The sequence below is a fragment of the Emticicia sp. 21SJ11W-3 genome, from assembly GCF_024138715.1.
GTDB lineage: Bacteria > Bacteroidota > Bacteroidia > Cytophagales > Spirosomataceae > Emticicia > Emticicia fluvialis.
In genome coordinates, this window is record NZ_CP092074.1 from 38,056 (window position 1) to 55,704 (window position 17,649).

General features: G+C 43.0%; 14 protein-coding genes. 9 read left to right on the forward strand and 5 right to left on the reverse strand.

Going from position 1 to position 17,649, the window contains the following annotated elements; genetic code table 11:
• The first annotated feature begins 6 nt into the window (after nt 1-6).
• The 6 genes from leuC to MB380_RS00190 all read left to right on the forward strand — a co-directional run bounded on the left by leuC (nt 7) and on the right by MB380_RS00190 (nt 5,949).
• The gene (gene leuC / locus MB380_RS00165; RefSeq protein WP_253531845.1) at nt 7-1,407 is read left to right on the forward strand and encodes a 3-isopropylmalate dehydratase large subunit; all 1,401 of its coding nucleotides are present in this window, start codon (nt 7-9) and stop codon (nt 1,405-1,407) included.
• A 60-nt stretch (nt 1,408-1,467) separates the two neighbouring features.
• Complete coding sequence (gene leuD / locus MB380_RS00170) at nt 1,468-2,064, forward strand: 3-isopropylmalate dehydratase small subunit (RefSeq protein ID WP_253531847.1); 597 nt, start codon at nt 1,468-1,470, stop codon at nt 2,062-2,064.
• Between the two features lie 54 nt (nt 2,065-2,118).
• Nucleotides 2,119-3,636, forward strand: coding sequence for an alpha-isopropylmalate synthase regulatory domain-containing protein (locus MB380_RS00175; protein ID WP_253531849.1), 1,518 nt, complete (start codon nt 2,119-2,121; stop codon nt 3,634-3,636).
• 53 nt (nt 3,637-3,689) lie between these two features.
• Complete coding sequence (locus MB380_RS00180) at nt 3,690-4,085, forward strand: GxxExxY protein (protein ID WP_253531851.1); 396 nt, start codon at nt 3,690-3,692, stop codon at nt 4,083-4,085.
• Nucleotides 4,086-4,147: 62 nt separating this feature from the next.
• On the forward strand, nt 4,148-5,218 hold the full coding sequence (gene leuB, locus MB380_RS00185; protein ID WP_101724944.1) for a 3-isopropylmalate dehydrogenase: 1,071 nt from the start codon (nt 4,148-4,150) through the stop codon (nt 5,216-5,218).
• A 110-nt stretch (nt 5,219-5,328) separates the two neighbouring features.
• Nucleotides 5,329-5,949: an OmpH family outer membrane protein gene (locus MB380_RS00190; protein ID WP_253531853.1), complete on the forward strand. Its 621-nt coding sequence runs from the start codon at nt 5,329-5,331 to the stop codon at nt 5,947-5,949.
• Between the two features lie 86 nt (nt 5,950-6,035).
• Here MB380_RS00190 and MB380_RS00195 read toward each other — a convergent pair whose 3' ends face one another.
• From MB380_RS00195 to MB380_RS00215, 5 genes are all read right to left on the reverse strand, one after another.
• Complete coding sequence (locus MB380_RS00195) at nt 6,036-7,502, reverse strand: UDP-N-acetylmuramoyl-L-alanyl-D-glutamate--2,6-diaminopimelate ligase (RefSeq protein ID WP_253531855.1); 1,467 nt, start codon at nt 7,500-7,502, stop codon at nt 6,036-6,038.
• Between the two features lie 93 nt (nt 7,503-7,595).
• Complete coding sequence (locus MB380_RS00200; RefSeq protein ID WP_253531857.1) at nt 7,596-8,150, reverse strand: transposase; 555 nt, start codon at nt 8,148-8,150, stop codon at nt 7,596-7,598.
• A gap of 1 nt (nt 8,151) precedes the next feature.
• Complete coding sequence (locus tag MB380_RS00205; RefSeq protein WP_253531859.1) at nt 8,152-10,929, reverse strand: alpha-L-rhamnosidase; 2,778 nt, start codon at nt 10,927-10,929, stop codon at nt 8,152-8,154.
• 29 nt (nt 10,930-10,958) lie between these two features.
• Nucleotides 10,959-11,723, reverse strand: coding sequence for a carboxypeptidase-like regulatory domain-containing protein (locus MB380_RS00210; protein WP_253531861.1), 765 nt, complete (start codon nt 11,721-11,723; stop codon nt 10,959-10,961).
• Entirely contained in the window at nt 11,707-12,966 is a 1,260-nt protein-coding gene (locus MB380_RS00215) for a M14 family zinc carboxypeptidase (RefSeq protein ID WP_253531863.1), read from the reverse strand. The genes MB380_RS00210 and MB380_RS00215 overlap by 17 nt, the downstream gene beginning before the upstream one ends.
• Nucleotides 12,967-13,251: 285 nt before the next feature.
• On the opposite strand from MB380_RS00215, the gene MB380_RS00220 reads away from it, so the two are divergent.
• From MB380_RS00220 to MB380_RS00230, 3 genes are all read left to right on the forward strand, one after another.
• Nucleotides 13,252-13,740 (forward strand): hypothetical protein, encoded by a 489-nt coding sequence (locus tag MB380_RS00220; protein ID WP_253531865.1) that lies wholly within the window; start codon nt 13,252-13,254, stop codon nt 13,738-13,740.
• 174 nt (nt 13,741-13,914) lie between these two features.
• Nucleotides 13,915-15,213 (forward strand): UDP-N-acetylmuramoyl-tripeptide--D-alanyl-D-alanine ligase, encoded by a 1,299-nt coding sequence (murF, locus tag MB380_RS00225; RefSeq protein ID WP_253531867.1) that lies wholly within the window; start codon nt 13,915-13,917, stop codon nt 15,211-15,213.
• A gap of 137 nt (nt 15,214-15,350) precedes the next feature.
• Nucleotides 15,351-17,468: a carboxy terminal-processing peptidase gene (locus tag MB380_RS00230; protein ID WP_253531868.1), complete on the forward strand. Its 2,118-nt coding sequence runs from the start codon at nt 15,351-15,353 to the stop codon at nt 17,466-17,468.
• Nucleotides 17,469-17,649: the final 181 nt, after the last annotated feature.

Below are 17,649 nucleotides of genomic sequence, written 5' to 3' on the forward strand. Positions count from 1 at the left end.
TATAAAATGTCAACACCAAAATCACTATTCGACAAAGTATGGGATGCGCACGTTGTTCGTAAAATCGAAGACGGCCCGGATGTGTTCTTTATCGACCGTCACTTTATTCATGAAGTAACAAGCCCGGTGGCTTTCTTAGGTCTGGAAACCAGAGGAATCAACGTACTATTCCCGAATCGTACCTTTGCTACTGCCGACCATAATACACCTACCATTAACCAACACCTGCCAGTTTCAGACCCGCTCTCTGCCAATCAGTTGAAAGCCCTTGAAACAAATACGGCCAAATATGGCATATCACACTGGGGTTTGGGCCATCAGAAGAACGGTATTGTGCACGTAGTAGGGCCTGAAAATGGTATTACTTTACCGGGTATGACTATCGTTTGTGGCGACTCGCACACGTCTACCCACGGAGCATTTGGTGCCATTGCTTTTGGTATCGGTACCTCTGAGGTTGAGATGGTGCTTTCTTCGCAATGTATTATGCAGCCTAAACCTAAAAAGATGCGTGTAAACATCAATGGTAAATTGGGGCCTGCCGTTATGCCTAAAGACGTAACGCTTTATATTATTGCTCAATTAACTGCAGCGGGAGCAACCGGATATTTTGTAGAGTATGCCGGAGATGTTTTCAGAAATATGAGTATGGAAGGCCGCATGACGGTTTGTAATATGTCTATCGAGATGGGGGCCAGAGGGGGTATCATTGCTCCTGACGAAACTACCTTTGCTTACCTGAAAGGCAAAGAGATGGCACCAAAAGGAGAAGCATGGGACAAAGCCCTTGCCTACTGGAAAACCCTGCCAACTGACGAAGGCACCGTTTTTGATTTAGAATATACATTTGATGCTGCCGATATTGAGCCGCAGATAACCTACGGTACAAACCCGGGTTTGGGTACAGGTATTTCTCAGAATATCCCAATGGCCAGTCAGGTAAAAGACGGCGAAGCCAGCTACAAAAAATCATTGGGTTATATGGGCTTTGCAGAAAACGAGCAGATAATAGGCAAACCTATTGACTACGTTTTCTTAGGCAGCTGTACCAATGGCCGTATTGAAGACTTCCGCGCTTTTGCTTCTATTGTAAAAGGCCGCAAGAAAGCAGACAACGTAACGGCATGGTTGGTGCCTGGCTCTCATGTGGTTGAGTCTCAGATCAAGGAAGAGGGTATTCTGGATGTGTTGAATGAAGCCGGGTTCGAATTGCGCCAACCGGGTTGCTCGGCATGTCTGGCCATGAACGATGACAAGATTCCGGCAGGTAAGTATGCCGTGTCTACCTCTAACCGTAACTTCGAAGGTCGTCAGGGGCCGGGTGCGCGTACACTATTGGCCAGCCCATTAGTAGCAGCAGCAGCAGCCGTAACCGGAAAAGTAACCGACCCAAGAGAATTAATCTAAACAAAAACAAAGGTGTCAGATAAGTCGAACAATTGTCTGACTTTAAAAATATTACGACAAATGGCTTACGATAAATTTACAGTACTAAAAAGTACCGCTGTACCCATGCCTATCGAGAACGTGGATACTGACCAGATAATACCTGCCCGTTTCTTGAAAGCAACCAAGCGCGAAGGCTTTGGCGACAACCTGTTCAGAGACTGGCGCTATAATTCAGACGATTCTCCGAAACCGGATTTTGTACTCAACAACCCAATTTATTCAGGCAAGATTCTGGTAGGTGGCCGTAACTTTGGTAGTGGCTCCAGTCGCGAACACGCCGCCTGGGCTATTTATGACTACGGCTTCCGTTGTGTGGTATCAAGCTTCTTTGCCGATATCTTTAAAGGTAACTCTATCAACGTAGGTATTCTACCTGTACAGGTAAGTCCGGAGTTTCTGGATAAAATCTTTCTGGCCATCGAGGCCGACCCTGAAGCAGAGCTGGAAGTGAGCCTGCCAGAGCAAACCATTACTATTGTATCAACCGGCGAGAAAGAAAGTTTTGCCATTAACGGATATAAGAAAGATAACCTGATAAACGGCTACGATGACATTGATTATCTGCAAGCCATGAAAGAGGAAATAAAATCATTTGCTGAAAAGAGTCTCTATTAATCAGCTACCCCTTTTACCGGAGACAACAAAACCACTGCTTTAAGCAACAGCATAATGAACTATATAGAAATAATGGATACAACACTCCGCGATGGTGAACAAACCAGCGGAGTGTCTTTTTCTTCTACCGAAAAACTAACCATTGCCCAGTTACTATTAACAGAAGTAAAAGTTGACCGACTGGAGGTTGCTTCTGCGAGGGTGTCTGACGGTGAGTTTGAGGCCGTGAAGAAAATTACATCCTGGGCAGCAGAAAACGGGTTTCTCGAAAAAATAGAGGTATTGACGTTTGTTGACGGAGAGACATCTGTTAACTGGATGCTTGAAGCCGGAGCCAGAGTGATGAACCTGCTCACCAAAGGCTCTCTGAATCACCTTACCCATCAGTTAAAGAAAACTCCCGAACAGCATTTCGACGAAATAGCTCAGGTAATTGCGCTGGCGCAATCGAAAGGTATTAAATGTAATGTATACCTGGAAGACTGGAGCAACGGCATGAGAAATTCTCGTGAGTATGTGTTTCAATACCTGGATTTTATAACCAGGCAGCCCATCGAAAGAGTGCTACTGCCAGATACCCTGGGGGTACTAACCCCTAAGGAGTCGTACGACTTTATACATGCCATTGTTGAGCGTTACCCCAATCATCACTTCGATTTTCATGCCCATAACGACTACGACCTCAGCGTAGCCAATGTCATGGAAGCCGTGCGTGCAGGAGCCAAAGGCCTGCACCTGACCGTAAACGGTATGGGTGAGCGTGCAGGTAATGCGCCGCTGGCCAGTACCATTGCAGTGCTGAACGACTTTTTTCCGGATGTAAAAACATCAGTTGTAGAAGAGTCATTGTATTCAGTAAGTAAAATTGTTGAAACGTTTTCAGGTTTTCTTGTACCAGTCAATAAGCCTGTTGTAGGAGAAAACGTGTTTACGCAAACGGCTGGCATACATGCCGACGGCGACAATAAAAACAATCTGTATTTCAACGATCTGATGCCGGAGCGTTTTGGTCGGCAGCGGAAATATGCGCTGGGCAAAACTTCGGGCAAGGCTAATATTGAAAAGAATCTGCAGGAGCTGGGCATCAAATTGTCGCAGGCTGATTTAAAGAAAGTAACGCAACGTATAATTGAACTGGGGGATAAGAAGGAGGTAGTTACCAGAGAAGACCTACCGTATATTATCTCTGATGTTATTGATTCTAATGCTATTGTTGAAAGAGTAGAGGTAATGAATTATGTTTTGACCCATTCAAGAAACCTACGGCCGTCTACCACTTTACAGGTTAAAATTGACGGAGTTGTATTTGAGGAAAACGCGCAGGGGGATGGGCAGTATGATGCTTTCATGAATGCTTTAAAGAAGATTTATGATAAAAAGAAAATATTGCTTCCGATGCTGACGGATTATACCGTTCGGATTCCACCCGGTGGAAAAACAGATGCACTTTGTGAAACAATAATTACCTGGGAACATAACAACAAGGAATTTAAAACGCGTGGCCTTGATTCTGACCAGACGGTATCTGCCATTAAAGCAACTCAGAAAATGTTGAATCTGATACAGTTTTAATAAGCATTTTTGCCACGATGTACACAATTAAGACACAATGTTTCACAATTTTTATGAAAGAGTACCAGCCACTACCAGCAAGTATTGAAGAAATTGGTAGAAAGATAATAAGTGCTGCCTATAAAGTTCATTCTTCGCTTGGCCCAGGCTTATTGGAAAAAATATATGAAATCTGCCTGACTTATGAACTTCAGAAAATGAGATTAAAAGCAGAGAGACAGGTAATAGTTCCTGTAAAGTATGATGAACTTGTTTTTGAGGAAGGCCTCAGAATAGATATTTTGGTAGAAAATACAATTATAGTAGAAGTTAAAGCAGTTGATTTAGTTAACCCAATATGGAAAGCACAGGTATTGAGTTATTTAAAAATGACAAATAAACGCTTGGGATTTGTATTAAACTTTAATGTAATGTCAATGAAAGAGGGTATTCAAAGGGTAATATTGTGAAACATTGTGTCTTAATTGTGTACTTTGTGGCAAGAGTAACAAGAATAAATAATCAAAAATAAATGAAAAAACATATTTTAGTTGTTCCCGGAGACGGAATCGGGCAGGAAGTAACAGCCGTCGGAAAAAAAGTAGTAGAAAAAATAGCGCAGAAATTCGGTCATGAGTTTACTTATGACGAAGCCCTGATTGGACACGTAGCCATAGAAGCTACCGGAGACCCGCTACCGGAAGAAACCCTTGTGAAAATGCGTGCCTCTGACGCCGTTCTTTTCGGAGCAGTAGGCCACCCGAAATATGACAACGACCCATCGGCCAAAGTGCGTCCGGAGCAAGGTCTTCTAAAAATGCGTAAGGAGTTAGGTTTGTATGCCAACCTGCGCCCAATTAAGTTGTTTGATGAACTCTTGGGGGCCTCAAGCATCAAACCGGAGATTCTGAAGGGTTCAGACATCCTGTTTTTCCGAGAACTGACAGGCGATATTTATTTCGGAGAAAAAGGCCGTAAAAACGATGGCGATACCGCTTATGACATTGCCGAGTATAGCCGTTATGAAGTTGAGCGCATAGCCCGTAAGGCCTTTGATGCAGCCATGACACGCGGTAAGAAAGTGATGTCTGTTGACAAAGCCAATGTGTTGGAAACCAGCCGTTTGTGGAGAGAAGTAGTGCAGAAAGTAGCAAAAGAATATCCTGAAGTAACAGTTGAGCACCAGTTTGTAGATTCGGCTGCTATGTTACTAATCAAGAACCCAAGACAGTTTGACGTAGTAGTTACAGCTAATCTTTTTGGCGATATCCTGACTGACGAAGCCTCACAGATTGCCGGTTCAATGGGAATGTTGGCTTCAGCCTCAATTGGTGACAGTACCGGTGTTTATGAGCCAATCCACGGTTCGGCGCATGATATTACTGGTAAAGGTCTGGCTAACCCTATGGCCTCTGTTTTGTCGGCAGCTCTGATGTTAGATATCTCGTTTGGTCTGAAAGCCGAAAGCGAAGCCATCATTTCTGCAGTTGAGCAGACGTTGAAGGCGGGCTTCCGTACCGGAGACATCGCCGATGCTTCAACACCAAAAGAAATGATTCTGGGAACCGACGCAATAGGAGAGGAGATTCTGAAAAGAATATAAGCAGAAGTGTTTCTTATAAGCAAGTGCGTCACATAAGCCTTATGTGGCGCACTCTTTTTTTCATCAGAAATATTAGTTAGTTTTGATAAAAAATTACGTAAACACCCCCAATGAAAAAGTTATTTCTTGTTCTTATTGCTGCTTTGGTTAGTCAGGTATCATTCGCTCAGCTCCCTAAAATTGGTTATGTGTATGATGACTACGTGATGGTAAATCTGAAAGATATAAAAGATCTGCAGAACGAAGTAGCGGCTAAAAGAGAAGAGTTTTCAAAGCAGTTTGAAGCAAAAGCCAAGGTTTATCAAGAGAAATACGCGCTTTATCAGCAGTCTTTAAAAGATATAAGCAATGTTACCACTGAATCGTTAAATGCAGCCCTGAAAGAAGTACAGGATCTGAAAAAAGTGGCAGATGAATATCAGTCCAGTGCTGAAGCAGAATTGCAAAACCTGATTCAGACAAAATACAAAGAGATTCGCGACAAGGTAGATGCTACTACCAAGAAAGTAGCTGCCGAAAAAGGTTATAAATTTGTTTTCAGAAGAAATGTAGACGGTTCCAACAGGGAGTCGACACCTATATTGCTTTTTGCTAACGACAACGACCGAGATAACCTGTCTGATGCCATTTTGCTAAAACTGGGTTCAACGCCTCCGCCAAAACCGAAGCCGGCAGTTTCTGCACCAAAACCGGCAGCAACCACCAAAAAGCCGGCGCCTAAAAAATCTTAATATCCTGAAACAGGTTGACTGTTTTTAGATTGACAAAATAGGATAAACGCCCCTAAACCAGGTAAGAATTGTTTAGGGGCGTATTATTATTGTTTCTCCCAAATCTCTTTAAAGGCCTCCTGCAGCACTTCTTTGTCATCAAAGTGATGCTTCACGCCCTTAATGTCCTGATACGTTTCATGCCCTTTGCCAGCTACTAAGATAATATCCTGCGGACGGGCTATTCTCACGGCTTCAAATATGGCCTCTCTGCGGTCTTCTATGGTTTGTACTTTGTTGACATAAATCACAGGCACACCGCCCTCCATTTGCCCAAGAATAGCAAAAGGGTCTTCATTTCTTGGGTTGTCAGAAGTAAGTATAACTCTATTGCTGAGGCGACTGGCTATTTCGGCCATAATGGGGCGCTTGGTAGCATCTCTGTTTCCGCCACAACCCACCACTGTAATAATCTGTTGGTTGCCTTCCTGTAAATCAACAATGGTTTCCAGTACATTTTTCAGGGCATCGGGGGTATGAGCGTAATCAACTATACCTACAATATGGTTTTGCGATACTACCTGCTCAAACCTGCCAGAGGGTGGTTTGATGTCTGAAAGTTGCATCAGTACCTCGTCCGGATTTTCGCCCAGTAAAACAGCTGCGCCAAATACACCCAGCAGATTGTAGGCATTAAATGCACCTATTAACTTAAACCATACTTCTCGCCCGTCAATATCCATCTGCAAGCCAAACAACCCGCAAGCCAGAATCTTGCCTTTAAAACTGCCGATATTCTTTAATGAATAAGTCTCCTTGCGGGCGGCTGTATTCTGAATCATTATTTTGCCGTTCTTGTCGTCGGTATTTACCAAAGCAAAAGCCGACGCCGGAAGCTGATCGAAAAAGCCTTTTTTGGCTTTTATGTAATTATCAAAAGTTTCGTGGAAATCAAGGTGGTCGTGGGTAATGTTTGTAAATATGCCTCCTGCAAAATGAAGTCCTGCAATACGCTCTTGCACAACCGAGTGCGAGCTAACCTCCATGAAACAATAGCGCACACCTTTCTGAACCATTTCCAGTAGCAATTCATTGATTTTTACCGAATCGGGCGTGGTATGGGTAGACGGAATGATATCATCATCTATCTGATTCTGAACGGTAGACAGCAAGCCGCAGCGATACCCCAGTTTACGGAACAAACGGAATAACAATGTAACTGTTGAGGTTTTACCGTTGGTGCCTGTAACACCCACCAGCTTTAGTTTTTTAGATGGGTTGCCATAAAAATTGGCTGCCACCAGACCCATGGTGCGGGCTGAATTTTCTACCTGCAGATAGCAGATTTCTTCATTTAAAACCTCTGGCAGGCGCTCACAGATAATGGCAGAAGCCCCCAGTTCAATGGCTTTCTGTATGAAATTATGGCCGTCAACCTGTGTGCCACCAATGGCAACAAAAAGGCTTCCGCTTTGTACCTGACGGGAATCAAAGACAATGTTTTTTATTTCAATATCTGTTTTGCCCGAAACAGCTAACAGAGAAACTTTATATAGGATATCGCTTAATATCATAATAACGGCTTGGTTAATTTGTCATAGGGGTGGTTCTTGCGATGGGGGTTCAAAATTTTGAACCCCTACAGACACATACCTTTTGCAAATATATCAGATATAAAATTTATCTGCTTTCCAATTTTTTGGATTATTGTGGATGTAGTGAGAAATGGTATTATAAGACTCTTCGTTTCGTATGATATGTTCATGATAATTTCTTTGCCAGATTTGATTTTGAGAAAGAGTGGTTTCTCTATACCATTTTGTTACGCCGATTTTAAACCCTCTGACAATTGAGCCAATAGAACGTGGTATAATTTTCTGATATTGGTTGATTTTCGGTAGTAGGGGTTCAAAATTTTGAACCCCTACATTGTCGGATGGTTTTATATAATCAGGTCGTAATTCAATAATGCCATGCATATGATTAGGCATAATGATAAATTCATGCAGAAAGACATCAGGAAAATGACCCGGTATGCCCATCCAACATTTATGGGCAACCTTTCCTAATTCATTCAATATCATTTGGTTTTCTCTGATTTCACCAAAGATACAGAGCCTTTCTTTCGTGCAGATTGTTATGAAATAAAGACCTTCTTTTGAATAATCATAACCCTGTAAACGAATCGAACGACGATGATATATATCAGGATGATAAGGCATGTTATTCCACCGTAAACGAATAATCTCCGCTCAAGACTTCAAAAATGGCTTTGTTGTTTTCAACTTTTACAAACGTTATACCGGGTATTTTAATTTTCGGCGCTTTGTTTCCGGCTAATACCGGTTTGTTGTTTTCTTTTATAATGGCATTGGTTTTACCTGCTAATGGCAATTGTATTTGCGCCGAGGTATTGGCTGGCACACTTACTTTCAGGGTAAATTTAGTATCCTGTAGATTCCAGCCTGAGGCGATAGACCCATAGCCTGTTACGTATCTGCTTTCAACCCATTTCAGGTCTCCTGCCGGCATGGGTGCAATAATAAAGTGCTTGAATCCGGCACTTTGCGGGTCAAGTTTGATACCCGCCAGATAAGCGTAGAACCACTCGCCGATTGAGCCATAAGCAAAATGGTTGCGCGAGTTCATGCCTTCTGGTTTTTCGGTATCAGAGTTCCAAAGCTCCCACATGGTTGTAGCGCCTTTTTCAACCATGTATCCCCAGCTTGGGTATGTCTTTTGGGTAGCTACTTTATAGGCCAGTTCGTGTTCTCCGGCATCGCTGAGGGTTGGTAATAACATTTCTGTTGAAAGAAATCCGGTGGTCAGGTGGTCGTTCTTCTCTCCCACATTGGCTGCTACATTTTTAGCTACTGCGGCGCGGTCGGCAGGTTTAGTGATTCCCAGACTCAGAGGAATCAGATTGGCTCCCTGTGTTTTGCCTTCGTAATTTTTGCTTTGGGCATCAAAATAAAACTCATTGTATTTGTCTGCCGCTTTCTGCGCAACCAACTCATACTTTTGGGCATCAGTGTTTTTTCCTATTATTTGCGCCATTTCGGCCAGTAGTTTGTTTGAGAAAAACTGATAGCTGCCACCAATAGGTTTGGTTGGTGACTTCTCAACCGGCACCCAGTCGCCGTAACCATAAAAATCTCCGGCCTGAAAATGATAAAGGCCGTTTTGCTTCGTATTCGGGTGGTTGTTCAGGTATTCTACCCAGTTTTTCATGGTTTCGTAGTTTTCTTCAATAATGCCCTTATCGCCATAAAACTGATACATTCTGTAAGGTACAATCACCAGGGCATCGCCCCATGCGGGTTTAGATGGCCCGCCCACTACAATTTTAGGGTTTACATCATATACATACCCTGTTGAATGTTGAGAATCGGCGATATCGCGTACCCACTTGGCAAAGAAGCCATTCATTTGCATAATGTAACTGGCGGTGGGGGCAAAAATCTGGGCATCGCCCATCCAGCCCAGACGCTCATCTCTTTGCGGGCAATCAGTAGGCACGCTGTGCATGTTACCCCGCTGGCCCCAGGTTATATTCTTGTAAATGCTGTTGAGCAGGTCGTTTGAAGTGTTGAAACTTCCGGTAAAAGGCACATTGTTATGAATCACTTTTGCCACCAGTGTATTTTCATCCGGCTTTTTGGGTAGCCCCTCTACCTCAACATAGCGGAAACCATGATAGGTAAACTTAGGCTCCCATTCTTCTATGCCATAGCCCTTCAATATATACTTATCGGTTGGTCTGATACTCCGTAGGTTGGCCTGGTCTGCCAGACCTTTGTCGGTAAGCAGTTCGGCAAATTTCATTTCAATTTCTTTACCTGCTTTGCCTTCTACTTTCAGGTGTGTAAAGCCTACCAGGTTCTGGCCGAAATCAAACACATATCGGCCTTTGCGGGGTTCGGTTATTTTCACGGCTTTTATTTCATGCATTACCTGAATCTGCGGAGCAACAGATGCTATCAGCTTTACATTTTTTGTGCTGAAAGTTTCTGCCTCGTCGTTCCGGTTGTCTTCGGGTTTAGGGCCAAAGAGCGTTGTTTTGTTTTCGCTATCGTCAAGAACGGTGGCGTTTTCCCAGTCTTTACCATATTCCAGACGGCCATCATACACTTCGCCATTGTATAACGAATTAGATACTATGGGCGAAAGCCGGGTTTTCCAGCTGGCATCAGAGATAACAGTCTGGCGCGAGCCATCATAAAACTCCATTTCCATCTGGAAGAGCAATCGGTTGGGGCCATCACTATAAGCAAATTTACCGCCGCCCCAGCCCAGTCCGCTACTCCACCAGCCACTACCCAGGGTTGCGGTAATAAAGTTGGTACCGATGGTCAGGTCTTCAGCATCTATTTCATAAGTCTGGTAATGAACTGTTTTCAGGTAGTGTGTCCAGCCGGGAGTGAGGTAGTCTTGCCCTACTTTTTTACCGTTAAAAATGAGGTGATATGCCCCCAGGCCTGTTACATATATTCTTGTTCTTACTGCGCGCTTGTTTAGCTGAAATTCCTTTTGCAGCTCAACAGATTTCGGGGGTTTTCCCTCAGTTCCTTTTTTGCCTATCCAGTGTGCTGTCCAGTCGGTTTTTTGCAGAAGACCCATTTCCCACCAGGCAGTATTGCTGAAAGTAGTGGGTTTATTTTTTTCGTTCCAGATTTTCACTTTCCAGAAATATCTCTTGCGCGATTCCAGCGGCTTGCCTCCATAGCTTATCCACAGCGATTGTGCCGATTTCACCAAACCCGAATTCCAGATATTTCCATTGTCTTTTTTCAGGTTTTCTTCTGTGTCCGCCACCAGAATCTGGTACGCCGTTTGTTTAGTGCCTCGGGTAGGGGAGGAAATTTGCCACGACAAACGGGGCTTTGGGGTGTCTAATCCCAAAGGGTTTTCAGAATATTCGCAACGAAGTTTCTCAATAGACTGAGCATAAGAAATATTAAAAATAAGAACAGAGATAAGTAGAAAAATCTGTTTTTTCATGAGGCTTACAATAGAGGTATAAAGTAATCTTAAAATCTTAACCGGGTTTTGTAATCTTCAAGGCATCTGAATACCTCAAAGGTCAGGTCGTAATCATTGGCAGTAAGTATAAAAGTATCGGGCAGGTTACAGTATTTCATAAAGTTTTTTAATTCCTGCCCTTTTAGTTTGGTTACATAAGAAACGTATTCTGCGTTGTAGCGGTATTCAACCAGCAGTTTTCTCAGGTCTTCCTGTTTCATGGCTTCCAGTTTCCGGCGGGTTTTACCTTCCTTGCTGAAAAGCTGATAAAGGCCGTCTATTGAAATGCCAATGCCACCATTGGGTAAAGTAGTATTGGTATTAATCAGGTTAGATATATCTTTCCATTTCATTTTATTAGAAGCCTCCGGAGCTGCCAGCAATTCATCAATCTGCTTCCTGATAATCTCCAGGCGTCGGTCTTTAATGGTTACTTCGGGCAACATTATGGCATCCTGCGGCATTTCTATTACCGGCTCGGTAGTTACGCCGTCCCATTCTATTCCGGCATTTTTATAACCTACAGATGAAATCTTGATGGAGTCGCCTTTTGATGCCTTTACCAGAAAATTGCCGTTTTCGCCGGTGCGCGTAATCTGCCTGGTATTCTTGTTGACAACCGTTGCCGATGGCACCCCTTTTCTGGTTGTTTTATCGATGGCTTTGCCAAGTACGTATGTTTGTTGGGCAAATACGTGGGTATTTACTAAGGTTAGAAAGAAAAAAAGACAGGTTAATCTGTTGATGCCAAAGCGGCTATTTAATTTGTCCATTAATAATTACGTATTTAACATCATTGCCCTTGGCTAACACAAAGTTGGCTTTTTCGTCCAGGTTCAGGTCTTTGTCCTGAACGTCCTGTTTAGATAATTTATATGTTTTAATTAACTCCGGAAAATCAGCAAGGGGTTTTACCTGTAAGCCGGTAGCATCAATTTCTTTGATGCCCCAGAAAGTAGACAAATCGCCCAATTCTTCAATAACGCTTCTGATACTAAAACCCGTAGCGTTCTTGGTGTTTTTTTCAATCAGGTCAATACCGATATCCTTAATAACTATTTTACCATTATAGTTAAACCCGGCATTGCGTACAAGCAAATCGTACAGGTAGCGCTCATTATTAGGTAACGCTTCATAAGTAGACAACGTATAATGGGTATAAGATTTCTCTGCTATGGCCTGCAAACCAGTTAGAATAGCTACAAAATTTAGTTTTCTGATAAACTGCTTTTCGGTATCATCTTTATAACCACCCGATTCTATCAGTATCAGGCTGCTGCCCCATTTAGATACGTTATCGCCAAAAGCCCGCGGTTCGTGTTCGTCGTTCCAGCGCCCTAAATGTCCCGGAATAAACTGTTCCAGTGCTTCAATCATGCCACTTATTACCTGCATGGCTCTGGTTCTGGTGGGGTTCCAGCTCCGCTCATAATCATAAGCAGTGGCTAAGAAAGAAACGGTAGCCTGTTTATTACTCCGGCCTGCACTGTATCTGGTGTTTTTATCGTGCAGGTTAAAAGAAAATTCCGGTTTCAGCTCATCCTGCAATTTTTTCAGCAATGCGCCTTCCGGTGTCTGGAAACGCAGCGCATCGCGGTTCATGTCTATTTCGGTAGCCGTACGCCGCTGGTAGCGTTCGGCTCCGTCAGGGTTTAGCATAGGTACAAAATACAGGGTGGTGTTGGCTAAAATAGATTGCCGTAGGTTATCAAAGCCATCGTTTTTACCCTGAAAAAACAAAAATATATCGGCCAGAGCCATTGTAGCTGTGGGTTCATCACCATGCATCTGCGACCACAACAATACCTTAACAGGGCCGCTACCGAGTTTTATCTGATACAGGTCTCGCCCCTCAAAAGATTGCCCCACTACCTGTTTTTCAAAAGGCAATTTCTCAATCAGCGGTACAAGGTCTTTATGTTTGAAACGGCGGTGCTTAAGTGCTGTTTCTTTAAAAACATCGTGTTTTTCGAATAAGGCTTTTGAGTAATCCTGTGTCTGGGCAATTAACGGCATACTTATAAAAAGGGAATAAACTATAAAGACAAAGTTAAGGCGTTTGTGAGGAAGAACCATAAAATCGGTATTTTATTGAGTTTAAAAACAAAAATATCATTTATTTCTAAAACATAAGCCAATGTGCTGGTATTGTGCTATTCACTACCCATAGCGCCCAGTTGTGCCAATGCTATTGTTTTATGGCCGGGGTATTCATATTTACAGGAGGTATTACAACCACTCTGGTTTAAAAAGAATCATTCAATGAAAGCTAATTTTACAAACCATTTTAAATAAAGAATTATGAAAGCTATCACACAAGTTTTTGTTAGTCTGTCTCTATTGGTCGCCATAGCCGCTTGTAAACCAGAAGCCAACGAGCCAGCTCCAGATAAAAGCACTGTTGCCTTTGAAGTAAGCGAAACAAAATATAAGTCAATAATTAATACCCGCACTACAGGCCAGAGCCGACCCTTTGATATAAAAGAAGTAAAGCGTGAAAACGATTTGCTGAAAATTGCCGTAACGGGTGGCTGCTTAACCAGCAACTATAAGGTGGTATGGGACGGTATCATCCGCAAGTCATATCCGCTTACAGTAAATCTGGTAGTAACCTTAGAACACGGCACCGGCATTGAATGTGCGGCAGTTCTGGACCATCTGCTGGAGGTAAACCTGAAAGAAAAATTCGGGGACCTTTACGATGCCAACGCACTTTATGTGCAGGTTTCTAATGGCTCAAAGGTAGATGATAAAATCATTGACCCCAAAGGCGTAGTAAGTAATAAGTAAGTATCATGTTTTTTGGTAATAGGCATAAGAGTCTCCTGATTTTGGAGGATTTTTGTTTTTTCAGCAGAATTTATTTAGTACCGACGCTTTCAAAAAGAAATGAATTGCGCATTGAACAGTATTTGGCAGTTTAACATTAAATTTACAGGAAATTAAAAACCTGTTTCATTAGTAATGTCAATAGCTGAAATATATGAGAAGTTGAAAACCTGCAATGGGGTTTCGACAGATACGCGCAAAATAGGAGAAGGGACGATGTTTTTTGCATTGAAAGGCGAAAAATTCAATGCCAATACTTTTGCCAAAGAGGCACTGGATAAAGGTGCAAAGTATGTGGTGATTGATGAAGAACAATATGCCACCGGCGATGCCTGCATTGTGGTAAATGATGTATTGTACACCCTGCAGAAACTGGCTAATTATCATCGCCAGCAATTCGGTATTCCGATTCTCGGTCTTACAGGCTCTAACGGTAAAACCACTTCAAAAGAGTTGGTGGCAACCGTATTGGCAAAGAAGTACATGACGTATTTTACCAAGGGTAACCTTAATAATCACATTGGTGTACCGCTTACATTGTTGGGGCTTGATGAAACGTACGAAATAGCTGTTATTGAAATGGGCGCCAACCATCAGGGAGAGATTAGAGACCTCAGTAATATCTGCGAGCCTACGCATGGGTTTATTACCAATGTAGGTAAAGCACATCTGGAGGGCTTTGGTGGAGTAGAAGGCGTAAAAAAAGGCAAAGGTGAGCTTTATGATTTTCTTCAGAAATCAGGCGGAACGGTGTTTCTGAATGCCAGTAATGAAAACCTGACGGGCATGGCTCAAACCCGCACCTTTAAACAAACTATTAATTACCTGCATGACGATACCCTGCTGATGCTGGAAGACTCACCGGTAGTGGTATTTTCGGTTAACAGTAATAACGCCCCTCGTAAAACCTATACAACTAACCTGCCCGGCCGTTATAACTTTGAAAACATTGCAACGGCTATAGCCATTGGCCAATATTTTGGTGTTAGCCTGGAAGATGCCGCTGAAGCAGTAAGCGCGTATAATCCGGACAACAACCGGTCGCAGATTATACAAAAAGGAACCAACAGCATATTGTTAGATGCCTACAATGCCAATCCATCGTCTATGTCTGCCGCTATTCAGAACTTCATTAATCTGAAAACAGACAAACAGAAAGTGGTGATTCTGGGTGATATGCTTGAACTGGGAGAGGAGGCACCTGCCGAGCACAGAGCCATTGGAGAGCTGGTTGCCAGGGGTGATATTGATCTGGTGATACTGGCAGGCAAGCTGATGGCGTCAGCACTAGACCCGCTTCCGAAAGCATTTTATTTTCCTGACAAGTTTTCATTACACAACTGGTTGCTGGACAGGCAGATACAAAATTCGTTTGTGTTAATTAAAGGTTCGCGCGGAATGGGGCTTGAAAGCACCCTTGCCTGTTTTCAATAGCGCTTATACCTGAAAAAATCCTTTTATCAATTTTAGATGCCAGACCGAAATTTATTTGGCAGAAATACGTTATATAACATACTGATTTTTAGTCAGTAGTGTTTTAACGAAATTATTTAACCCGAGGAGATTAACTTATGAGAAAGCAGCGTGTATTGTCTTTATTGCTTTTCGGTGGAATCGTCGGCGCTGTTTTTATGGCAGCCATGCCCTTGCAGAATGATCCGCCTACCAAAAACGAAATTATTCTACGCACCGTAGGTGCCATGCTCGAACAAGGGCACTATAGTCCGAAGAGAATTGATGATGCTTTTTCGAAAGAAATCTTTACTGAGTATCTGAAAAGACTAGACCCAAGCAAAAGGGTTTTACTTGAAAAAGACGTAAGCAGGCTTCGCAAATTTGAAACCAGAATTGACGACGAGATTCACGGTGCCCCGCTTGATTTCTTTGCCGCTCTTGATGAAATCTACAAAGTAAGGCTGGTAGAGGCTGAGGATATTTACAAACAGCTGATTGAAAAACCGTTTACGTTTGACAAAAACGAAACAATAGAATTAGACTGGGATAAAACAGAGTTTGCATCAAACGAAACCGAAAGAAAAGACCGCTGGAGAAAATATCTGAAATTTCAGACACTGGAGCGTTATAACGACCTGCTTGAGCAGCAGGAAAAGAATAAAACCAAGGCCGATTTTGTAGCCAAAACAAACGAAGCGCTTGAATTAGAAGCACGCGGCAAGGTGAAAAAAGGAATGGACAAGTACTTTGACCGCCTGAAAAATAAGTTTGATGAAAACGAAAGATTTGCCGTTTTTGTAGGCACCATTACCAATGAAATGGACCCACATACAGACTTCTTTCCGCCGGTTGAGAAACGTTCTTTTGATGAAAGGCTAAGTGGCCGTTTCTTTGGTATAGGCGCTTTGTTAATGCAGGAAGACGACAAAATAAAAATCAGAAGTGTAACCGCAGGCGGCCCGGCCTGGAAGTCGGGTGAGATACAAGCCAATGATATTATTCTGAAGGTTGCTCAAGGCACAGGCGAACCCGAAGACTTAACGGGGTCTACCACTGACGATGCCGTAAAAATAATAAGAGGAGCAGAAGGCTCAGAGGTAAGATTGACAATTCAGAAGCCCGACGGCACGCAGAAGGTAGTGCCGATTATCCGTGCCGAACTGAAACTGGACGAAACCTTTGCCAGAAGCGCCATTATTAATTCGGGCAAAAACAAAATAGGAGTTATTGATTTACCCGCTTTCTATGCCGACTTCCAACGTCCGCAGGCTGCACGTTGCTCTAAAGACGTAGCAAAAGAAGTAGAAAAACTGAAAGCCGAAGGTGTAGACGGAATCATTATTGATATCAGAGATAACGGTGGCGGAAGCCTGCAAGAGGTGGTAAACATGGTAGGTCTGTTTATTAAGACAGGCCCGGTAGTGCAGATTCGTGACCGTGCAGGGCGCCCTTCTCAAATGGGAGACAACGACCCGTCTGTTCTGTATGACGGCCCGTTGGCGGTGTTGGTGAACGAGCGCAGCGCTTCAGCTTCAGAAATCTTTGCTTCTGCCATTCAGGATTACAAACGAGGTATTGTAATAGGTTCAAGCTCTACTTATGGTAAAGGTACAGTGCAAAGGGCGTTCCCGGTTGGTGGTATGGGCAATGGTAGCGGAGCCGGAGACCTGGGTGCTGTGCACTTAACGCTTCAAAAGTATTACCGTGTTAATGGCGGAGCCACCCAGTTAAAAGGTGTCGAGTCAGACATCGTTCTGACAGGCGTGTATGAAGCCTACAAAATGCGTGAGAAAGACTCGCCAAACGCATTGGTTTGGGACGAGATGCCCAAAGCTAATTACCAAACCTGGACGGCCTCTCCGGATGTTGCTCTTTTGCAGCAAAAAAGCAAAGCACGTCTGGCAGGTAATGATGTGTTTAAGCAAATAGAAGACAATACAAATATATTGGCCGATAACCGGAAAACTTCTCGCTCGCTAGAGTTGAAAAACTATAAAGTGCAGTTAAAAGAAATAAAAGATGTGGCCGGAAAAGTGCGCGATTTAACCAAATTGAAAACCGATTTATCAGTAGCCAATCTGGCCGGAGACCTGGAAGTGATTAACTCTGACTCACTGAAAAAAGACCGCAATACATTCTGGATTAATTTCCTGAAAAAAGATGTGTACATGAACGAAACCATTAATGTGATGGACGACATGATTCAGCAAAAAGGAATGGCGGTTAAAAACTAGGCCACTTCCATAACAATAAATTTGCCCTGAGAGGCTGCTACACAGGCAGCCTCTTTTTTTATTTATATCGGCTCTTGCTTTACTTCTACTTTAGTCTTTGCGCGCTGTTTGATAACAATTAGATTACATGATGGTGATTTAATGTTAATAATGGCTGGTTTCTTTTGCGGGAAATTTATTT

Bases quoted from the DNA above. Each gene is read 5' to 3' on its own strand.
- leuC (WP_253531845.1), top strand. From the start codon at position 7: ATGTCAACACCAAAATCACTATTCGACAAAGTATGGGATGCGCACGTT.
- leuD (WP_253531847.1), top strand. From the start codon at position 1,468: ATGGCTTACGATAAATTTACAGTACTAAAAAGTACCGCTGTACCCATG.
- MB380_RS00175 (WP_253531849.1), top strand. From the start codon at position 2,119: ATGAACTATATAGAAATAATGGATACAACACTCCGCGATGGTGAACAA.
- MB380_RS00180 (WP_253531851.1), top strand. From the start codon at position 3,690: ATGAAAGAGTACCAGCCACTACCAGCAAGTATTGAAGAAATTGGTAGA.
- leuB (WP_101724944.1), top strand. From the start codon at position 4,148: ATGAAAAAACATATTTTAGTTGTTCCCGGAGACGGAATCGGGCAGGAA.
- MB380_RS00190 (WP_253531853.1), top strand. From the start codon at position 5,329: ATGAAAAAGTTATTTCTTGTTCTTATTGCTGCTTTGGTTAGTCAGGTA.
- MB380_RS00195 (WP_253531855.1), bottom strand. From the start codon at position 7,502: ATGATATTAAGCGATATCCTATATAAAGTTTCTCTGTTAGCTGTTTCG.
- MB380_RS00200 (WP_253531857.1), bottom strand. From the start codon at position 8,150: ATGCCTTATCATCCTGATATATATCATCGTCGTTCGATTCGTTTACAG.
- MB380_RS00205 (WP_253531859.1), bottom strand. From the start codon at position 10,929: ATGAAAAAACAGATTTTTCTACTTATCTCTGTTCTTATTTTTAATATT.
- MB380_RS00210 (WP_253531861.1), bottom strand. From the start codon at position 11,723: ATGGACAAATTAAATAGCCGCTTTGGCATCAACAGATTAACCTGTCTT.
- MB380_RS00215 (WP_253531863.1), bottom strand. From the start codon at position 12,966: ATGCCGTTAATTGCCCAGACACAGGATTACTCAAAAGCCTTATTCGAA.
- MB380_RS00220 (WP_253531865.1), top strand. From the start codon at position 13,252: ATGAAAGCTATCACACAAGTTTTTGTTAGTCTGTCTCTATTGGTCGCC.
- murF (WP_253531867.1), top strand. From the start codon at position 13,915: ATGTCAATAGCTGAAATATATGAGAAGTTGAAAACCTGCAATGGGGTT.
- MB380_RS00230 (WP_253531868.1), top strand. From the start codon at position 15,351: ATGAGAAAGCAGCGTGTATTGTCTTTATTGCTTTTCGGTGGAATCGTC.